This window comes from Pseudaeromonas paramecii, assembly GCF_039540575.1.
Lineage (GTDB): Bacteria > Pseudomonadota > Gammaproteobacteria > Enterobacterales > Aeromonadaceae > Pseudaeromonas > Pseudaeromonas paramecii.
Genome location: NZ_BAABFC010000007.1, coordinates 1 through 16,004, shown reverse-complemented (window position 1 = coordinate 16,004; position 16,004 = coordinate 1). Strand labels below are relative to the sequence as shown.

16 protein-coding genes and 1 tRNA gene are annotated in these 16,004 nt (G+C 62.3%); 12 read left to right on the top strand and 5 right to left on the bottom strand.

What is annotated here, in order from left to right; all coding sequences use genetic code 11:
• The first annotated feature begins 47 nt into the window (after window positions 1–47).
• From nrdA to ABD847_RS04795, 3 genes are read left to right on the top strand one after another with little or no spacing between them, the layout of a single operon-like run.
• Window positions 48–2,318 (top strand): class 1a ribonucleoside-diphosphate reductase subunit alpha, encoded by a 2,271-nt coding sequence (gene nrdA, locus ABD847_RS04805; protein WP_345010600.1) that lies wholly within the window; start codon window positions 48–50, stop codon window positions 2,316–2,318.
• A 46-nt stretch (window positions 2,319–2,364) separates the two neighbouring features.
• Complete coding sequence (gene nrdB / locus ABD847_RS04800; protein WP_345010598.1) at window positions 2,365–3,465, top strand: class Ia ribonucleoside-diphosphate reductase subunit beta; 1,101 nt, start codon at window positions 2,365–2,367, stop codon at window positions 3,463–3,465.
• The gene (locus ABD847_RS04795) at window positions 3,465–3,725 is read left to right on the top strand and encodes a 2Fe-2S iron-sulfur cluster-binding protein (RefSeq protein WP_345010596.1); all 261 of its coding nucleotides are present in this window, start codon (window positions 3,465–3,467) and stop codon (window positions 3,723–3,725) included. The genes nrdB and ABD847_RS04795 overlap by 1 nt, the downstream gene beginning before the upstream one ends.
• On the opposite strand, the gene ABD847_RS04790 is transcribed toward ABD847_RS04795, so the two are convergent.
• Both ABD847_RS04790 and ABD847_RS04785 read right to left on the bottom strand, forming a co-directional pair.
• Window positions 3,718–4,011 (bottom strand): DUF1496 domain-containing protein, encoded by a 294-nt coding sequence (locus tag ABD847_RS04790; protein ID WP_345010594.1) that lies wholly within the window; start codon window positions 4,009–4,011, stop codon window positions 3,718–3,720. The genes ABD847_RS04795 and ABD847_RS04790 overlap by 8 nt on opposite strands.
• A 105-nt stretch (window positions 4,012–4,116) precedes the next feature.
• A complete protein-coding gene (locus ABD847_RS04785; protein WP_345010592.1) occupies window positions 4,117–4,329 on the bottom strand; it encodes a cold-shock protein in 213 nt (70 codons plus the stop codon).
• A gap of 451 nt (window positions 4,330–4,780) precedes the next feature.
• Here ABD847_RS04785 and ABD847_RS04780 point away from each other — a divergent pair, with 451 nt between their 5' ends.
• Window positions 4,781–5,467: an NAD(P)H-binding protein gene (locus ABD847_RS04780; RefSeq protein ID WP_345010590.1), complete on the top strand. Its 687-nt coding sequence runs from the start codon at window positions 4,781–4,783 to the stop codon at window positions 5,465–5,467.
• Between the two features lie 75 nt (window positions 5,468–5,542).
• The gene (locus ABD847_RS04775) at window positions 5,543–5,737 is read left to right on the top strand and encodes a heavy-metal-associated domain-containing protein (protein WP_345010588.1); all 195 of its coding nucleotides are present in this window, start codon (window positions 5,543–5,545) and stop codon (window positions 5,735–5,737) included.
• 53 nt (window positions 5,738–5,790) lie between these two features.
• Here the strand turns inward: ABD847_RS04775 and ABD847_RS04770 are convergent, their stop codons facing one another.
• Window positions 5,791–6,960, bottom strand: a complete 1,170-nt coding sequence (locus ABD847_RS04770; protein WP_345010586.1) for an aminotransferase-like domain-containing protein — start codon at window positions 6,958–6,960, stop codon at window positions 5,791–5,793.
• Between the two features lie 112 nt (window positions 6,961–7,072).
• On the opposite strand from ABD847_RS04770, the gene ABD847_RS04765 reads away from it, so the two are divergent.
• On the top strand, window positions 7,073–7,546 hold the full coding sequence (locus ABD847_RS04765) for a MarR family winged helix-turn-helix transcriptional regulator (RefSeq protein ID WP_345010584.1): 474 nt from the start codon (window positions 7,073–7,075) through the stop codon (window positions 7,544–7,546).
• Here ABD847_RS04765 and ABD847_RS04760 read toward each other — a convergent pair.
• The gene (locus ABD847_RS04760) at window positions 7,527–7,688 is read right to left on the bottom strand and encodes a rubredoxin (RefSeq protein ID WP_345010582.1); all 162 of its coding nucleotides are present in this window, start codon (window positions 7,686–7,688) and stop codon (window positions 7,527–7,529) included. The two genes, ABD847_RS04765 and ABD847_RS04760, sit on opposite strands and share 20 nt — an antisense overlap.
• Window positions 7,689–7,783: 95 nt before the next feature.
• Window positions 7,784–9,013 carry an iron-containing alcohol dehydrogenase gene (locus tag ABD847_RS04755; RefSeq protein ID WP_345010581.1) on the bottom strand — a complete coding sequence of 410 codons (1,230 nt, stop codon included), beginning with the start codon at window positions 9,011–9,013 and terminating at the stop codon, window positions 7,784–7,786.
• Between the two features lie 294 nt (window positions 9,014–9,307).
• Between ABD847_RS04755 and ABD847_RS04750 the strand changes: the two genes are divergently transcribed.
• The 6 genes from ABD847_RS04750 to ABD847_RS04725 all read left to right on the top strand — a co-directional run bounded on the left by ABD847_RS04750 (window position 9,308) and on the right by ABD847_RS04725 (window position 15,936).
• On the top strand, window positions 9,308–10,723 hold the full coding sequence (locus ABD847_RS04750; protein WP_345010579.1) for an alkaline phosphatase: 1,416 nt from the start codon (window positions 9,308–9,310) through the stop codon (window positions 10,721–10,723).
• A gap of 22 nt (window positions 10,724–10,745) precedes the next feature.
• On the top strand, window positions 10,746–12,125 hold the full coding sequence (locus ABD847_RS04745; RefSeq protein ID WP_345010577.1) for an alkaline phosphatase: 1,380 nt from the start codon (window positions 10,746–10,748) through the stop codon (window positions 12,123–12,125).
• A 56-nt stretch (window positions 12,126–12,181) separates the two neighbouring features.
• Window positions 12,182–12,868: a hypothetical protein gene (locus tag ABD847_RS04740; protein ID WP_345010575.1), complete on the top strand. Its 687-nt coding sequence runs from the start codon at window positions 12,182–12,184 to the stop codon at window positions 12,866–12,868.
• 131 nt (window positions 12,869–12,999) lie between these two features.
• Window positions 13,000–13,075, top strand: a tRNA-Thr gene (locus tag ABD847_RS04735).
• A 90-nt stretch (window positions 13,076–13,165) separates the two neighbouring features.
• A complete protein-coding gene (locus tag ABD847_RS04730; protein ID WP_345010573.1) occupies window positions 13,166–13,390 on the top strand; it encodes a hypothetical protein in 225 nt (74 codons plus the stop codon).
• 215 nt (window positions 13,391–13,605) lie between these two features.
• Complete coding sequence (locus ABD847_RS04725) at window positions 13,606–15,936, top strand: methyl-accepting chemotaxis protein (protein WP_345010571.1); 2,331 nt, start codon at window positions 13,606–13,608, stop codon at window positions 15,934–15,936.
• Window positions 15,937–16,004 lie beyond the last annotated feature (68 nt).

The window sequence follows — 16,004 nt, the reverse complement described above, 5'->3', positions numbered from 1 at the left end:
CATATGTAGTGAGCACTGGGTGTCCACTCTTTGTCTAAGGAAGCGCCATGAACACCAATCTGAATGTCACCAAGCGGGACGGTCGGACCGAGCCGCTGGATCTGGAAAAAATCCACCGCGTCGTCACCTGGGCCGCCCAGGGTCTGGACAACGTCTCCGTCTCCCAGGTGGAGCTGCGGGCCCATATCCAGTTCTACGCAGGCATCAAGACCGCTGACATTCATGAGACCCTGATCCGTGCCGCCGCCGACCTCATCAGCGCAGAGACCCCGGATTATCAATACCTGGCGGCACGCCTGGCGCTGTTCCACCTGCGCAAGAAGGCCTATGGCGAATTCACCCCGCCCAGCCTGTTAGCCCAGGTACAGACCCAGGTGGCCGCCGGTCGCTACGATGCCCACCTGCTGCGGGATTATGATGCCAGCGACTGGGCCGAGCTGGACCAGCATCTGGATCACAACCGGGACCTGCAATTTGCCTACGCCGCCATCAAACAGCTCGAAGGCAAATACCTGGTGCAGGATCGCGTCAGCGGCCAGATCTTCGAGAGCCCGCAGTTCCTCTACATGCTGGTGGCGGCCTGCCTGTTCTCCCACTATCCCAAGGCCAGCCGGCTGGGCTACATCAAGCGCTTCTACGACGCCTGCTCCACCTTCAAGATCTCCCTGCCCACCCCCATCATGTCCGGGGTGCGCACACCGACCCGCCAGTTCAGCTCCTGCGTGCTGATCGAGTGCGATGACAGCCTGGACTCCATCAATGCCACCGCCTCGGCCGTGGTGCGCTATGTCTCCCAACGGGCCGGCATCGGCATCAACGCCGGCCGCATCCGCGCCCTGGGCTCGCCGATTCGCGGCGGTGAAGCCTTCCATACCGGCTGCATTCCCTTCTATAAGTACTTCCAGACGGCGGTGAAGTGCTGCTCCCAGGGCGGCGTGCGCGGTGGCGCGGCCACCGTCTTCTATCCCCTGTGGCATCGGGAGGTGGAATCCCTGCTGGTGCTGAAGAACAACCGCGGGGTGGAAGATAACCGGGTGCGGCATCTGGACTACGGCGTGCAGATCTCCCGCCTGCTCTATCAGCGTCTGCTGCAAGGTGGCGACATCAGCCTGTTCAGCCCGGCGGACGTGCCCGGTCTTTATGACGCCTTCTTTGCCGATCAGGACGAATTCGAGCGCCTGTATCGGCAGTACGAGGCCGATCCGGCCATCCAGAAGAAGACGCTCAAGGCGCTGGATCTCTTCTCCTTGCTGATGCAGGAGCGCGCCGGCACGGGTCGTATCTACATTCAGAACGTGGATCACTGCAACACCCACAGCCCCTTCGATCCCGTCAAGGCACCCATCCGCCAGAGCAATCTGTGCATGGAGATCGCCCTGCCGACCCAGCCGCTGAACGATCTGAAGGATGACCACGGCGAGATTGCCCTGTGTACCCTGTCCGCCATCAACCTGGGGGCCCTGACGAGCCTGGATGAACTGGCCAACCTGAGCGATCTGGTGGTGCGCGCCCTGGATGCCCTGCTGGATTATCAGGACTACCCGGTGCCGGCCGGTAAGAATGGCGCCCTCTGGCGCCGACCGCTGGGGGTGGGTGTCATCAACTACGCCTATTACCTGGCCAAGCATGGCGTGAAATACTCTGACGGCTCTGCCCTGGCCTTGACCCACAGAACCTTCGAGGCGTTGCAATATCACCTGCTCAAGGCCTCCAACCAACTGGCCCGGGAGCAGGGTGCCTGCCCGCGCTTTGCCGACACCCAGTATGCCCAGGGCGTACTGCCCATCGACACCTACAAGCGGGATCTGGACGCCCTGTGTGACGAGCCGCTACACCTGGACTGGGAAACCCTGCGGGCCGAGATCCGGCAATACGGGCTACGCAACAGCACCCTCACCGCCCTGATGCCGTCCGAGACCTCCAGCCAGATCGCCAACGCTACCAACGGCATAGAGCCGCCCCGCGGCCTCATCAGCGTCAAGGCATCCAAGGACGGCATACTGCGCCAAGTGGTGCCGGACTACGCCCAGCTCAAGGACGCCTACGAGCTCTTGTGGCAGCAACCCGGCAACGACGGCTATTTGCAGCTGGTGGGCATCATGCAGAAGTTTGTCGATCAGTCCATCTCCGCCAACACCAACTATGACCCGAGCCGCTTCGAGGGCGGGCGGGTGCCCATGAAACAGCTGATCAAGGATCTGGTTACCGCCTACAAGCTCGGCATCAAGACACTCTACTACCACAACACCCGGGACGGTGCCGAGGATGCCCAGCACAGCGCCGATGACAGTTGCGCCGGTGGCGCCTGCAAGATCTGATGTTGACCAGGGCGGCTCGCCGCCCTCTTTCGGAATAGAAGAGCCCATGGCCTATCAAAGTTTCAGCAAGACCCCCAATAACGCCCTCGCCGAGCCCATGTTTTTCGGTCAACCGGTGAACGTGGCCCGTTACGATCAGCAGAAGCACCCCATCTTCGAGCAGCTGATCGAAAAGCAGCTCTCCTTCTTCTGGCGACCCGAAGAGGTGGACTTGTCCCGGGATCGCATCGAGTTCGCCGCCCTGCCGGCCCACGAGCAGCATATCTTCCTGTCCAACCTCAAGTACCAGATACTGCTGGACTCCATCCAGGGCCGCAGTCCCAGCGTCGCCCTGCTGCCGGTGGTCTCCTTGCCGGAGCTGGAAACCTGGATCCAGACCTGGGCCTTCTCTGAGACCATACATTCCCGCTCCTACACCCATATCATCCGCAACCTGTTTGCCGATCCCAGCAAGGTGTTTGACGAGATAGTGCAGAACCCCCACATCATAGCCAGAGCCGACGACATCGCCGGCTACTACGATGCGCTGATCCAGGGGGTGCAGGCGTGGCAGGCCAGTGGCGCGCAGGCTGCCAGCCGTGAGTTGAAGAAGCAGCTCTACCTCTGCTTGATGAGCATCAACGCCCTGGAGGCCATCCGCTTCTATGTCAGCTTTGCCTGCTCCTTTGCCTTTGCCGAGCGCAAGCTGATGGAAGGCAATGCCAAGGTGATCCGGCTGATCGCCCGGGATGAGGCCCTGCACCTCACCGGCACCCAGCACATGCTGAACCTGCTGCAACACGGCAAAGACGATCCCGAGATGGTGGAGATAGCCCAGGCGTGCCGGGAGCAATGCATAGCACTGTTTGTCAGTGCTGCGCAGCAGGAGAAGGACTGGGCCGCCTACCTGTTCAAGGACGGCTCCATGATAGGTCTCAACCAGGAGATCCTGAGCCAGTACGTGGAATTCATCACCAACGTGCGCATGCAGGCCGTGGGGCTGCCCGCCCCCTTCGCTCCTCGTCCCAACCCCCTGCCCTGGCTCAACGCCTGGCTCAGCTCCGATCAGGTGCAGGTGGCCCCGCAAGAGGTGGAGGTGAGCTCCTATCTGGTGGGGCAAATCGATGCCGAAGTCAGTGCCGGCGACCTGGCAGAGTTGACGCTCTGATGAGCCAGCTGGTGGAGGAGGTCGTGACGGTGGCTTGTGAGGCGGGCGAGAGCCTGCTGAGCGCACTGGAGCGGCAAGGCCATCGGGTGGAATATCAATGCCGGCAGGGCTACTGTGGTGCCTGCCGGCTGCCACTGGCGGACGAATCTCAACCACAGGCATTGACGTACCTGCGACCGCCCCTGGCCTGGCATGAGGATAACGAGGTGCTGACCTGCTGTGCCCACGCCAGCACCCCCGTCTGCCTCAAGCTTACTTGAGGTTGATCTGCACCTTGGACTGCCCCTGACGCTTGAGGGCGATCTCCTCGGCCGTCTGCCAGCTCACGGCGCCATTGAGCTCCTGTGGTTGCTCCGGCGCACAGATAAACCACTGATCTGCCATCTGCAATCGCGCCCCCACAGAATATTGCTGACCCTGAAACCAGCAGACTCGCTGGTTAAGCGCCCCGGGTTCCACCAGCACCCCCAGGGACTGACCGCCCGTGTTGGCCGCCAGACCCGGCAGACAATAGAGTCCGCCCAACAGCACCCATGTTGCTCTCATATGGTCTCTCCTGTGGTATCATCCGCGATCGCGTATAAACAAAAAGCGCCCCTTAGGGCGCTTTAATCGACTCTGACGGCACCCATTCCGGGCACCTCATCACCATTATTGAACGATGGTGACGTTCTCAGCTTGAGGACCCTTTTGGCCTTGAGTCACGCTGAACTGCACGCGTTGACCTTCAGTCAGAGTCTTGAAACCGGGAGCGTTGATCGCTCTGAAGTGTACAAATACATCCGGGCCTTGGTCTTGCTCGATGAAGCCGAAACCTTTGGTCTCATTGAACCACTTAACCTTGCCAGTGCGGACGTCAGACATAATCAATTTCCTAAATATCAAAATAACTAGATGCCTTGTTCAGGCAGTACCAGCTTGAGAGGCAGCAAACTATTGCTAACGACCGCTACAAGCTGTTTGCATTGTAACCAATGCCCTAGGCATGTCAATCGACTTATTTTCAAGAATTCCGGGAATTTTGTAACGAAATCACTGTCGACAAAGCTGGCCTCATTTCAGGGCCCAATAATGCAGCAAACCGGCCAATCCATGAGCAAAAAGAATCTATTTTTCAAAAAGATGAAAAACTGTCTCATGGTTCACGATTTTAGATGGACATCAGGTTCTTAACCCCTAAGCCTCCCCTAAGATGAAGGACTACCTCACCACAGGGTTCAGGTAGACAGGCGCAATGGCAGGCCTGCTGCTGGCCGGATGCCATAGCCGGGTGCGTCACAGTCCCACGGTTGTGCAGGATGATCGGACCAAAAACATGAAGATAATTTTGTTAGGCGCCACGGGTCAGGTAGGTCAAGCACTGTTGCAACAGGCCCTGGCTGAGCCAGCCATTACACAGATCACGGCCCCCACCCGCCAACCCTTGCCCCTCCATGACAAGTTGTGCAACCCGGTCATCGATTTTGCCCAGCTGCCCACGGAGGCAGAGTGGTGGCAGGCGGATGCCCTGCTCAGTGCCCTGGGCACCACCCGCCGGCAGGCTGGCTCCTTGGCCGCCTTTCGCGCCGTGGATTTGGCCATCAATCTGGCCTGTGCCCACGCCGCCCGTCAGCACGGGACCCTACGATACGGCCTGGTTTCCGCCCTGGGCGCCAATGCCAAATCCTGGGTGCCTTACCCTCAAATCAAGGGCGAGCTGGAACTAGCCGTTCATCAGTTGGACTTCGAGCAGTTGGTACTGATCCGCCCCGCCCTGCTGGATGCTCCGAATAGGCCGGAGCCACGCCCCATGGAGGCCCTCGGGCTTTGGCTGAGCCGGCGTGTGAGCCGTCTGCTGCCCGCCCGCTATCGTCCAGTGACACCTAGTGCCGTGGCCGCCACCCTGCTGGCCGCGATCCAGCACGATATCCCAGGGGTACAGATCATCGAATCCGAGCAGATACAGACCCGCAACAAGCCAGACAACAATCCCCCCCAGACCCGCCTGCAACGTCCCGTCTGATCCCAAGGCATGGGCAGTCGGGTCCGGTCCCTGTTATGCTCGGAGCAGATGGCATAGAAAAAGAAGGAGAACAGCATGTACGAATTCACCCTGCCCGACATGGGCTGTCAACACTGCGTCAACACCATCACGGAAACGCTCACCCAGGCAGATCCCACCGTAGCCCTGCGTTTCGAACTGCCCAGCCACAAGCTGGAGGTGACCAGCCAGCTGGCCCGCTCCGTCATTGCCCGCAAGCTCGAAGAGCTGGGCTATCCGCCGGCCGAATAAGCTCCAAAACATAAAGGCGCCATCAGGCGCCTTTTGTTTATCTGGACAAGGGCTTAGGCCGTCACGGCCTGGGCCGCATAGGCCTCCTCGAACACCTGCCGCAGCCGGCGCAGACCTTCTTCGATCAATTCGGGCGGCGTGTGGCTGAAGTTCAGACGCAAGTAGCCTACCGGCGGCTCATCATCGGCAAAGAAGGCTTCACCCGGCATGAAGGCCACCTGATTGGCCAGCGCCTGCTTGAGCAGCGGCCGGGTGTCCATGGGGCGCTTGAGTTTGAGCCAGACAAACAAGCCGCCAGAGGGCACCTGCCAGTCCGCCAGATCGGCAAATTGCTCGGCCAGTGCCTTGGCAAAGGCATCACGGCGCAGGCGGTAGAAATCCTGCAGCTTGGCCAATCGCGCTTGCTTGTCCGCCGAGCGCATGTACTCCAGCGCCAGCCACTGACCGGGTCGGTTGGTGTGCAGATCGGAGGCCTGCTTGAGGCGCACCAGGTGCGGCATCAGACTGGGATGGGCAATCAGATAGCCGACCCGGATGCCAGGCATCAGTATCTTGGAGAAGCTGCCTTGGTAGATCCAGGGAGCGGACTTGAGCAGGGAGCAGATGGGCGGCTTGGCCACACCATCATAATCCAGCTCGCAGTAGGGCTCGTCTTCCAGCAGCGGCAGTTGATGGCGATCCAGCAAGGCGGCCACCGCCTGGCGCGCCGCCACCGAATAGCACAGACCAGACGGATTCTGGAAGCTGGGAATGAGATAGCTAAATCGCGGAGCCTGGCTGCGGATCACCGCGTCCATCTGCGCCAGATCCGGCCCAGTCTCACCCAGGGGCACACCGACACAGCGGGCCTGGAACAGCCGGAAGCACTGCAGCGCCGCCAGATAAGTGGGGGACTCCACCAGCACGGGACTCTCCGGATCCAGGAACAGCTTGGCCACCAGATCCAGCCCCTGCTGGGAACCGGAGATCACCAGCACCTGACTGGCCTCGCACTGCAGACCCTTCTCCCGGGCCGCGGCGGCAATGGCTTCCCGCAGCTCGGGCTCCCCTTCACTCATGCCATATTGCTTGATTTGCGGTGGCAGGGCCGCCCAGTTGGGCTCGGGGAAGCTGTCGGCGGCCGGCAGACCACCGGCAAAGGAAATCACCCCGGGCTGCTGGGCCGCAGCCAGTATTTCCCGAATGATGGAAGAAGAAAGCGTGCTGATCCGCTGGGCAAACATAAAAGGCTCCGTGGCAAAAAGGTCCCTGTAGACGGGTTGCATTTGCCGGGCTAAGCCGGTAAGTAGGTCAACTCGGTTGACGTATATTGCCAGCAGCAAGGATTAAGTCAATATGATTGACCCACAGGAGCAGGCCACCCTCAATCAGGCCCTGGAGCTGTTTCACTTTGCCTTTCGCGCCTTCACCCTGGGACCGGATGCCGTGCTGGCTGAACAGGGACTACAGCGGGTCCATCATCGGATCCTCTATTTCGTCGGTCGCTATCCGGATCTCAGCATCAACGATCTGCTGGGTATCCTCTCGGTGAGCAAACAGGCGCTCAATGCCCCCCTGCGTCGCCTGCTGGAGCTGAACCTGATCCAGGCCAGTCAGGATCCCCAGGACAGACGCATCAAGCGGCTGCAACTGACCGAGACAGGCCATCAGCTGGAACAACGCCTGTCCGGCAGCCAGCGGGAGCTGATGGCCCGAGTGTTTGCCCATCACGGCGCCCCCAGTGAGGCCGCCTGGCGGGAGATCATGGGCACCATTGCCGACTGGCAGTTGCCGGCGGTGCGCCGCGCCCCTACTCCTCGAGCGGAATAAATTCCTCCACCGCCGCACCGCACTCGGGGCACTCCCAATCCTCCGGCAGGGTGTCCAGCGGGGTGCCCGGAGGGATGCCATCTTCCGGCAGTCCGTGGGCGTCATCGTAGATAAAGCCGCATACCTCACATTGCCATCGCATGTGCACTCTCCTGTGTTGGGCCAAAAATAAAGGAGCCATAGCGGCTCCTTGCAGGAAAGAGGGAACCGGTTCGGCTCCCTTGAGTGTAGGCGGCCTCAGAGGGCTGCCAGCAGGATCTGACGCACCCGCTCCAGGGTGACGGACTGGTGCTCCCCCAGGATCACGAAGCCGTGCTGATTGAGGCGCTCCAATACCTCCCCCAGATTCTCCTCCTTCACTCCGTAATCGGACAGACGGGTGGCAACCCCCACGGATTCAAAGAAGGCGCGGGTTTGGGCGATGGCCGCCTCGGCACGCGCCTTGTCCGCTCCCTCGGTGATACCCCAGATCCGCTCGCCATACTGCACCAGCTTGTCCAGCTTCTCATCCAGCTGCAGGGTCAGCAGAGCCGGCAGCACCACCGCCAGGGTTTGGGCATGATCCATGCCGAACAGGGCCGTCAGTTCATGGCCAATCATGTGGGTAGTCCAGTCCTGGGGCACACCGGCACCAATCAGGCCATTGAGGGCCAGGGTGGCGGTCCACATCAGGTTGGCCCGCACCTCGTAATTTTCCGGCTCCGCCAGAGCCCGCGGCCCCTCTTCGATCAGGGTCAGCAGCAGACCTTCGGCCAGCCGGTCCTGCACCTTAGCCCCGGTGACATAGGTCAGGTATTGCTCGGTGACGTGCACGAAGCTGTCGATGATGCCATTGCCCACCTGGCGGGCCGGCAGGGTATAGCACTTGCTGGGATCCAGCACGGAGAAGCGCGGATAGACCAGGGGATTGGTGAAGAACAGCTTCTCGTTGTAGCTCTGGGTGATCACAGATTGCACCCCTGCGTTCACCGAACCGCCGCCTGCAGGCAGATTGATCTGGCGATTGGCGCGACTGATGACGGCGCCGCAGTTCATCTCCGACCCCGTGGCCGGCAGGGTCAACACGGTTCCTAATGGCAGGGCACGATGAATACCCTTGCCGGCGTGCAGCAGAATGTCCCAGGGATCACCCAGTTCCCAGCAGGCCGCCGCCGCCAAAAACTTGGTGCCGTCGATCACTGAGCCGCCGCCCACGGCCAGCAAGAAGTTGATGCTCTCGGCCTTGATGATCTCGAGTCCCTTCATCAGGGTCTCATAGGTGGGATTGGGCTCGATACCGCCGAATTCAAAGAGTTGGCGCCCAGACAAGGCACTCTTCACCTCATCTAGCACACCATTGCGCAGCACGCTGCCGCCACCATAAGTAATGAGAATACGGGCATTCTCTGGAATTTCTCGCCCAAGGGCTGCGATCTGGCCTTCACCAAATAGGATTTTGGTCGGGTTCTGAAATTCAAAGTTCAACATGCTCTTTCTCCTCTTAAATGGCTCAAATGGAGTGTTTTATCTTCCTTACCATGAACACTTTTTTAGCAACGGGCCGACAAGATACCACTGTTTCCCTCAAAAATTGCTGAAAAATCCAAGTTTTGTGAGCAACTGGCCGTTAATTGAGCCCTTGGCCCTGATCACAGTGCCAGACGGTAACAATACCGCCCAATGTTGCAGATTATTCACATGTTTTCACATTGGCTGTCACATAAGCCGCCTAGCATCGAGCCGCCTGAACAAAGGAGCATATCCAAAAGGAGCTTACGCAGAATGAAACGACTTGCCCCCCTCGCCCTGCTGTGTGGCGGCCTCTTGCTGGCCGGTTGCAACAGTGATGACGACAGCGCCCGCAGCAGCAGCCCGAGCGTGAAAACCGCCAAACATGTGCTCTTCTTCCTGGGCGACGGCATGGGGATCACCACCCTGACCGCTGCCCGCATCTATGCCGTAGGGGAAGACGGCAACCTGACCATAGATACCTTGCCGGAGACGGCGTTTCTCAAGACCTATTCCCACGATTCCCAGGTCACCGACTCCGCCCCCTCCATGGCCGCCTACATGACCGGCGTCAAGAGCAACAACGGCGTCATCAGCATGGATGCCAACGCCACCCAGGAAGACGATTGTGCCGACAGCGCCGGTAGCGCCGTCACCACCCTGCTGGAGCTGGCCAAGGCCAAGGGCATGGGCACAGGTGTGGTCACCAGCACCCGGGTGACCCACGCCACCCCTGCCGCCACCTATTCCCACATCTGTAACCGGGATCTGGAATATGACATCGCCGCCCAACTGGTACCGGGCACCGACAGCTTCAACAGCGCCCTGGGTGATGGGGTGGATCTCATCCTCGGCGGCGGCCGCAAATACTTCCTGCCCAAGAGTGCCGGCGGCGGTCGCAGCGACGAGCGCAATCTGGTGAGTGAGCTGCAGGCCCTGGACTACCAGTACGCCAGCAACCTCAACGAGCTGGTGGCCGCCGACACCAGCAAGCGCCTGCTGGGGCTGTTTAACAGCAGCCACCTCTCCTATGACCTGGACCGCCTCAACGGGGATGCCCCCACGGAGCCGTCCCTGGCGGAGATGACTGCCAAGGCCATCGACATGCTGGGCAGCAAGGAAGAGGGCTTCTTCCTGATGGTGGAAGGCGGGCGCATCGACCACGCCCTGCACGACACCAACGCCAAGCGGGCCCTGCAGGATACCGTCGCCTTCGACAACGCCATCAAGACGGCGCTGGACAAGATGAAGGTGATCGACCCCGACCTGTCCGAGACCCTGATCGTGGTCACCGCCGACCATGACCACACGCTGGTGCTCAATGGCTACGCCCAACGGACCGGCAAGACCACCGCGAGCCAGGCCGGCGTCCTCGGGGTGGTGAAGAACTACGGCGGCAGCAGCGCCGGTGAACCCGCCACCGACGCCGATGGCGCCCCCTACACCATCATCGGCTTCGGTAACGGCTCCAACCGCATCGACGGCCCCCGTGAGGCCCTGGATGACGACACCACCAGCGCCGACGACTACCGCCAGGAGGTGGTGTTCAAGACCGGCACCCCGGGTAGCGAGTCCCACGGCGGCACCGATGTGTTTCTCGGCGCCATCGGCCAGGGGGCCGACAGCTTCCACGGTGTGATGGAAAACACCGCCGTATTCGACAAGATCAAGGCCGCGGCCGCTCTGTAACCGACTCAAGGAGCCTACACCCATGTTTAACAAGACCCTGCTGGCCAGCGCCTTGCTGTCCGCTCTGATGGCCACCCAGGCCTCGGCCGCCACCGCCAAGAACGTCATCTTCTTTCTGGGCGATGGCATGGGCCCCACCACTGTCACCGCCAGCCGCATCTACAAGGTGGGTGAAGCCGGCCAGCTGACCATGGAGACCCTGCCCCGCACCGCGCGGATCAAGACCTTCTCCAACGATGCCCAGACCACCGACTCCGCGCCCTCCATGTCCGCCTACATGACAGGGGTGAAGATGAACAACGAAGTCATCTCCATGAGCAGCGATACGGTGGCCGAGTCGGTGAAAAAGGACGCCAACGGCAATTCCGGTCTGTCCGGTTGCAGCACCGGCAATGGTGAGGCCGCCACCACCCTGCTGGAGCTGGCCAAGGCCGCCGGCAAGAAGGTAGGCGCCATCACCACCACCGAGCTGACCCACGCCACCCCGGCGGCGACCTTCGCCCACATCTGTCATCGCAACGCCTACTACGACATCGCCGCCCAAGCGATCCCCGGCGGCAGCGGCTTCAACAGCGCCCTGGGTGATGGAGTGGATGTGCTGATGGGTGGCGGCGCCAACTACTGGACCCCCTATGACGCCACCAGCAACCCCAAGGGCCGCGCCGACGGCCGGGATCTGCCGGCCGAGCTGGTGAGCCAGGGCTGGAGCAGCGTGACCACCCAGTCCGAACTGGCGGCCCTGGATCCGGCCAGCCAGTCCCGGGTGATCGGCCTCTTCTCCAAGACCTCCCACCTGGCCTACGACCTGGATCGCCAGGCCGACGCCAGCAGCACAGAGCCGTCACTGGCGGAGATGACCGCCAAGGCCATCGACCTGCTGGCCACCGGCGAGCAGGGCTACTTCCTGATGGTGGAAGGGGGCCGTATCGACCACGCCCTGCACGGCACCAATGCCAAGCGGGCGCTGCAGGATACCGTCGCCTTCGATGAGGCCATCCAGACCGCCCTGGACAAGGTGGATCGGGAGAACACCCTGATCGTGGTGACCGCGGATCACGACCACACCATGACCATCAACGGCTACTCCGCCCTGGGCAACCCCATCCTGGATCTGGTGAAGGAAGGCAGCGATCTCACTGTGAAGCGAGATCTGGACGGCAACGCCATCACCACCCTGGCCTTCGGCAACGGCCCCAACCGCAAGGAAGTCCGCGAAGACCTGACCTCAGAGCAGGTGATGGCCGATGACTACCTGCAAGAAAGCGGCGTCAAGCTCTCCTCCGAAACCCACGGTGGCGGCGATGTGATGCTGTTTGCCGACGGCGCCGGTGCCGAAACCTTCAAGGGCACCCTGGACAACACCCAGGTGTTCGGCAAGATCAAGAGCGCCATGGGCCTGTGATCCATCCGGCCACGGCAAGCCCCTGCCGTGGCCCCTTCATGCGACAAGGACACCCTATGCAATCCCTCCGCCCCCTCCTCGGCCTGCTGGCCCTGCTGAGCCCGGCCCTGTGGGCCAGCCCAATGCCGGATCTGATGGCCACATTGCAGTTTGACAGCCGCGAGATGAGTGCCGACGGCATCGACCAGCGCCACAGCTACCGCGAGACCTGGATCCGCCAGGGCCATACCCTGTGGAGCGAACGCCAGATCCCCGAGTCCGTGCGTCACGCCTTCGAGCAGCAGCACGAACACAGCAAGACCCCTCACAAGCACTTCATCCCCGAGATGGCGGCCCGTTGGGTCACCCAGGATGCCGATGGCCAGTTTCATCTGGAATACGTAGACGGCGACCATAAACAGCGAGTCTTCTACCCGGCCACCGAATACGGCCAGGCGGGCTTTCGCCCCGACTGGGCGCAACTGAGCCGGCTGTTTGACCCGGCCCAGCTCAAGGAGCTGACCGCCACCGGCGAGACCGGCGAACACGACAGCCGCTGGTATGAACGCCGTCAGGGCGACCAGATCCTGCGGGTGCTCTGGTCCGACAGCCTGCAGCTGGCCCTGGCCATCGACCGTCAGACCCAGGACGGCTATCGCCAGTACCATATGCGCGCCACCCTGGCGCCGGCCCTGCCCAGCCCCCTGCCCTGGCAACAGCTGACCGACTACCAGCAAAAAGAGGTCAGCGACTTCCTCGACTGACGGTGGGCCCAGCCCCGCCGGCGGCTAAGCGCACAAAAAAGCGGCAAACGCACCGCCAAACCGGCAGATTGTGAGACAAGACAACTCCAGGGGATTGATCTGTCAGACAATAAGGGCAAAATACAGCAGCCGCCGGTATAGCTCAGTTGGTAGAGCAGCGCATTCGTAATGCGAAGGTCGTAGGTTCGACTCCTATTACCGGCACCATATAAAACAAAGGGTTAGCTTATTCATGAGGCTGACCCTTTGTGTTTTGTGGCTTCATCCCCCTCTTTTTCGATTGGCTACCCTGCACACTTGCTCGCCATCGTCGCGGCTATCAAATTACGGCAAGCCCCGCAGACTTCTCCAGCCCAGCAGAGCGGCGGCGAGCCCATCGGCGAGCGGCTAAGCCGCCTGCAGGCCTCGCCACACTACCGCCATGGCGCCTTCACCAACCCGGAGCCCGCTCCTTCCCCGCTGGTGGCCTCCCCGCAGACGGCGGCCCGCCAGGGCAACGCCAGTCCGGTGGAGGAACAGTAAGCCCGGGCGTCCGCCCTGGTTTTTCATCCCATGCCTGGCCAGCTGCGCCCCTGTGCCGCTGGCGCTGACGCGCAAGGGCCCGGTCTTTTGAGCCCGTTGCCCCTCTGGCCAGCCCTCTGGCCGGGCTAGCCGAACTGGGGACTTTCGCTGGCTTGGTTATTGCTTCTGCCTCTGCCCGTAATGGATGGAACATATCCTGGTGGTTAGGAGTAGGGATGAGAATTAAGACCAAGCTGATGCTGGCCATTTTAGGGACCGGCGTGTTGCCCCTTATTTGTGCGATGGGGGTGATCAGTTTCTCCATCTCGGATCAGCTGGGCAGCGCCCTGTACCAGCAGTCCGCCGACAAGCTCACCGCCGTGCGGGAGGTGCGGCGGGAGCAGATCCACGACTATTTCCAGCAACTGCAGACCATAGTCACCAGCCTGGCGGACAGCCCCAATACGGCGCTGGCCATGCGGGATCTGGCCAACGGCTTCGAGGCCGATGCCCAGCCCGACGCCCAGGAGCAGGCTGCGCTCAAGGTTTTTTATCAGCAGACGGTATTGAAGCAGTATCAGCAGCAGGATCCGGCCGCGGACGCCCGCCTGATGGACGACTATCTGAGTCAGGCCGACGGCGCCATGCAGTTCTATCAGGCCCGCTACCTGGCACAGAACCCCAACCCCCTGGGGGCCAAGGCCAAGCTGGATCAGGCAGCGGCCAAGGGCAAGTTCGCCTCCCGCTACGATCGCTACCACGGCACCTATCACCCGGTGTTCCGCAAGATGCTGGACGAGTTCGGTTTCTACGATCTCTTCCTCATCAACGAGCAAGGCCGGGTGGTCTACTCGGTGTTCAAGGAGGCGGATTTTGCCGCCCCCCTGGCCAGCGGGGCCTTGGCCAGTTCCGGCCTGGCCCGCGCCTGGCACGCCGCCCAGCAGGCGGACCGCGGTCAGGTGCGCCTCACCGACTTTAGCCCCTATTTCCCCTCCTACGGCGCCCCGGCGGCGTTCTTGAGCGTGCCCATCTTCGAGGGGGAGAGCCGCCTCGGCAGCTTGATAGTGCAGCTGCCCCAGGCTCAGCTCAACGATCTGATGACCAGCCGCCAGCAGTGGACCAACCTGGGCCTGGGCCAGACCGGCGAGGCCTTCCTGGTGGGGGCCGACGGCCTGGCGCGCTCCGACAGCCGCCTGCTGCTGACCGAGCCGGACCGCTTCCTGGCGGAGGTGGGCGCCAGCGGGCAGCAGAGCCCCGCCGCCCTGCAGGCCATGGCGGATCGCCACATCGCCACCGGCTACCTGCAGCTGGACCAGGATCTGGTGCAACGGGGTCTGGCCGGTGAGTCGGCGGTGATCCAGGGGACGGATTATGCCGGTCGGCAGGCCATCCTCTCCTTTGCCCCGGTGGAGGTGATGGGCCAGACCTGGCTGGTGGTGGCCCAGATGATGCGGGACGAGGCCAACGCCTCCTTGCTCAGCATACTGGGCAGCCTCACCCGGGATACCCTCATCATACTGCTGGTGGTGGTGGTGCTGGCGGTGCTGGTGGGCCTCACCACGGCCCGCAAGCTGGTGTCGCCCCTGCGGGAGCTGGTGGACTCCTTCCAGGAGCTGGCCCGCGGCCAGGGCAACCTGGGGGTCCAGCTGGCCAGTGCCCGGCGCCAGGACGAGATCGGTGAGTTGTCGGTGGCCTTCAACGCCTTCATCGGCAACATACGCCAGATCGTGCTGGAGGTGACGGCGGCTGCCGGCGAGCTCAAGCAGGTGGCCCAGCGCCAACGCCAGCAGATGAGCCAGACCCTGAGCGGCATGACGGAGCAGCGGGCCAAGTCCCAGAACATCGCCAGCGCCATGACGGAGTTTGCCGCCTCCATCGACGAGGTGGCCCGCAACAGCCAGGACACCTTCGATGCCATGACCCAGGCCGATGCGGTGACCGCCGCCGGTGCCGGCAAGGCCAACCGCTCCGCCGGCGACATCCAGCAACTGGCCCAGGGCACTCAGGCCTCGGCCGACGCCATGGGCCAGCTGAGCCAGCAGATCCAGGACATCAGCAGCGTGCTGGAGGAGATCAACGGCATCGCCGCCCAGACCAGCCTGCTGGCGCTCAACGCCGCCATCGAGGCCGCCCGGGCCGGCGAGCTGGGCCGCGGTTTTGCGGTGGTGGCGGACGAGGTCCGCTCCCTCTCCGCCCGTACCCAGGGTGCCACCGTCAACATCCAGGAGCGCATCGGCCAGCTGCGCCAGGCCGCCGAGCTGTCGGTGAGCCAGGGCAACCAGACCCGGCAGCATGCCCAGAGCAGCCTGCAGCTGGTGGAAGAGACCGCCAGCGAGATCCAGCAGCTGCGCCAACTGGTGGGGGATGTACAGGACAGGCACGCCCAGATCACCACGGCCTTGGGGCAGCAGCAGAGCACGGTCAAGGAGATGGAGCGGCACATCGGCGAGATCCACGCCCTGTCTCAATCCGGTGAGGAACACACGGGACGGGTGGCCAAGGAGGCCGAACAGCTGCAACTGCTCTCCAGCCGGCTCGACGAACTGGTGGCGCGCTTTGCCACCTAGCTGTGTAAACCCACCAGGTTGTTCACGGATTGAAGACGACTGATTGGGGGCAGGTAGTCCAGACTGGC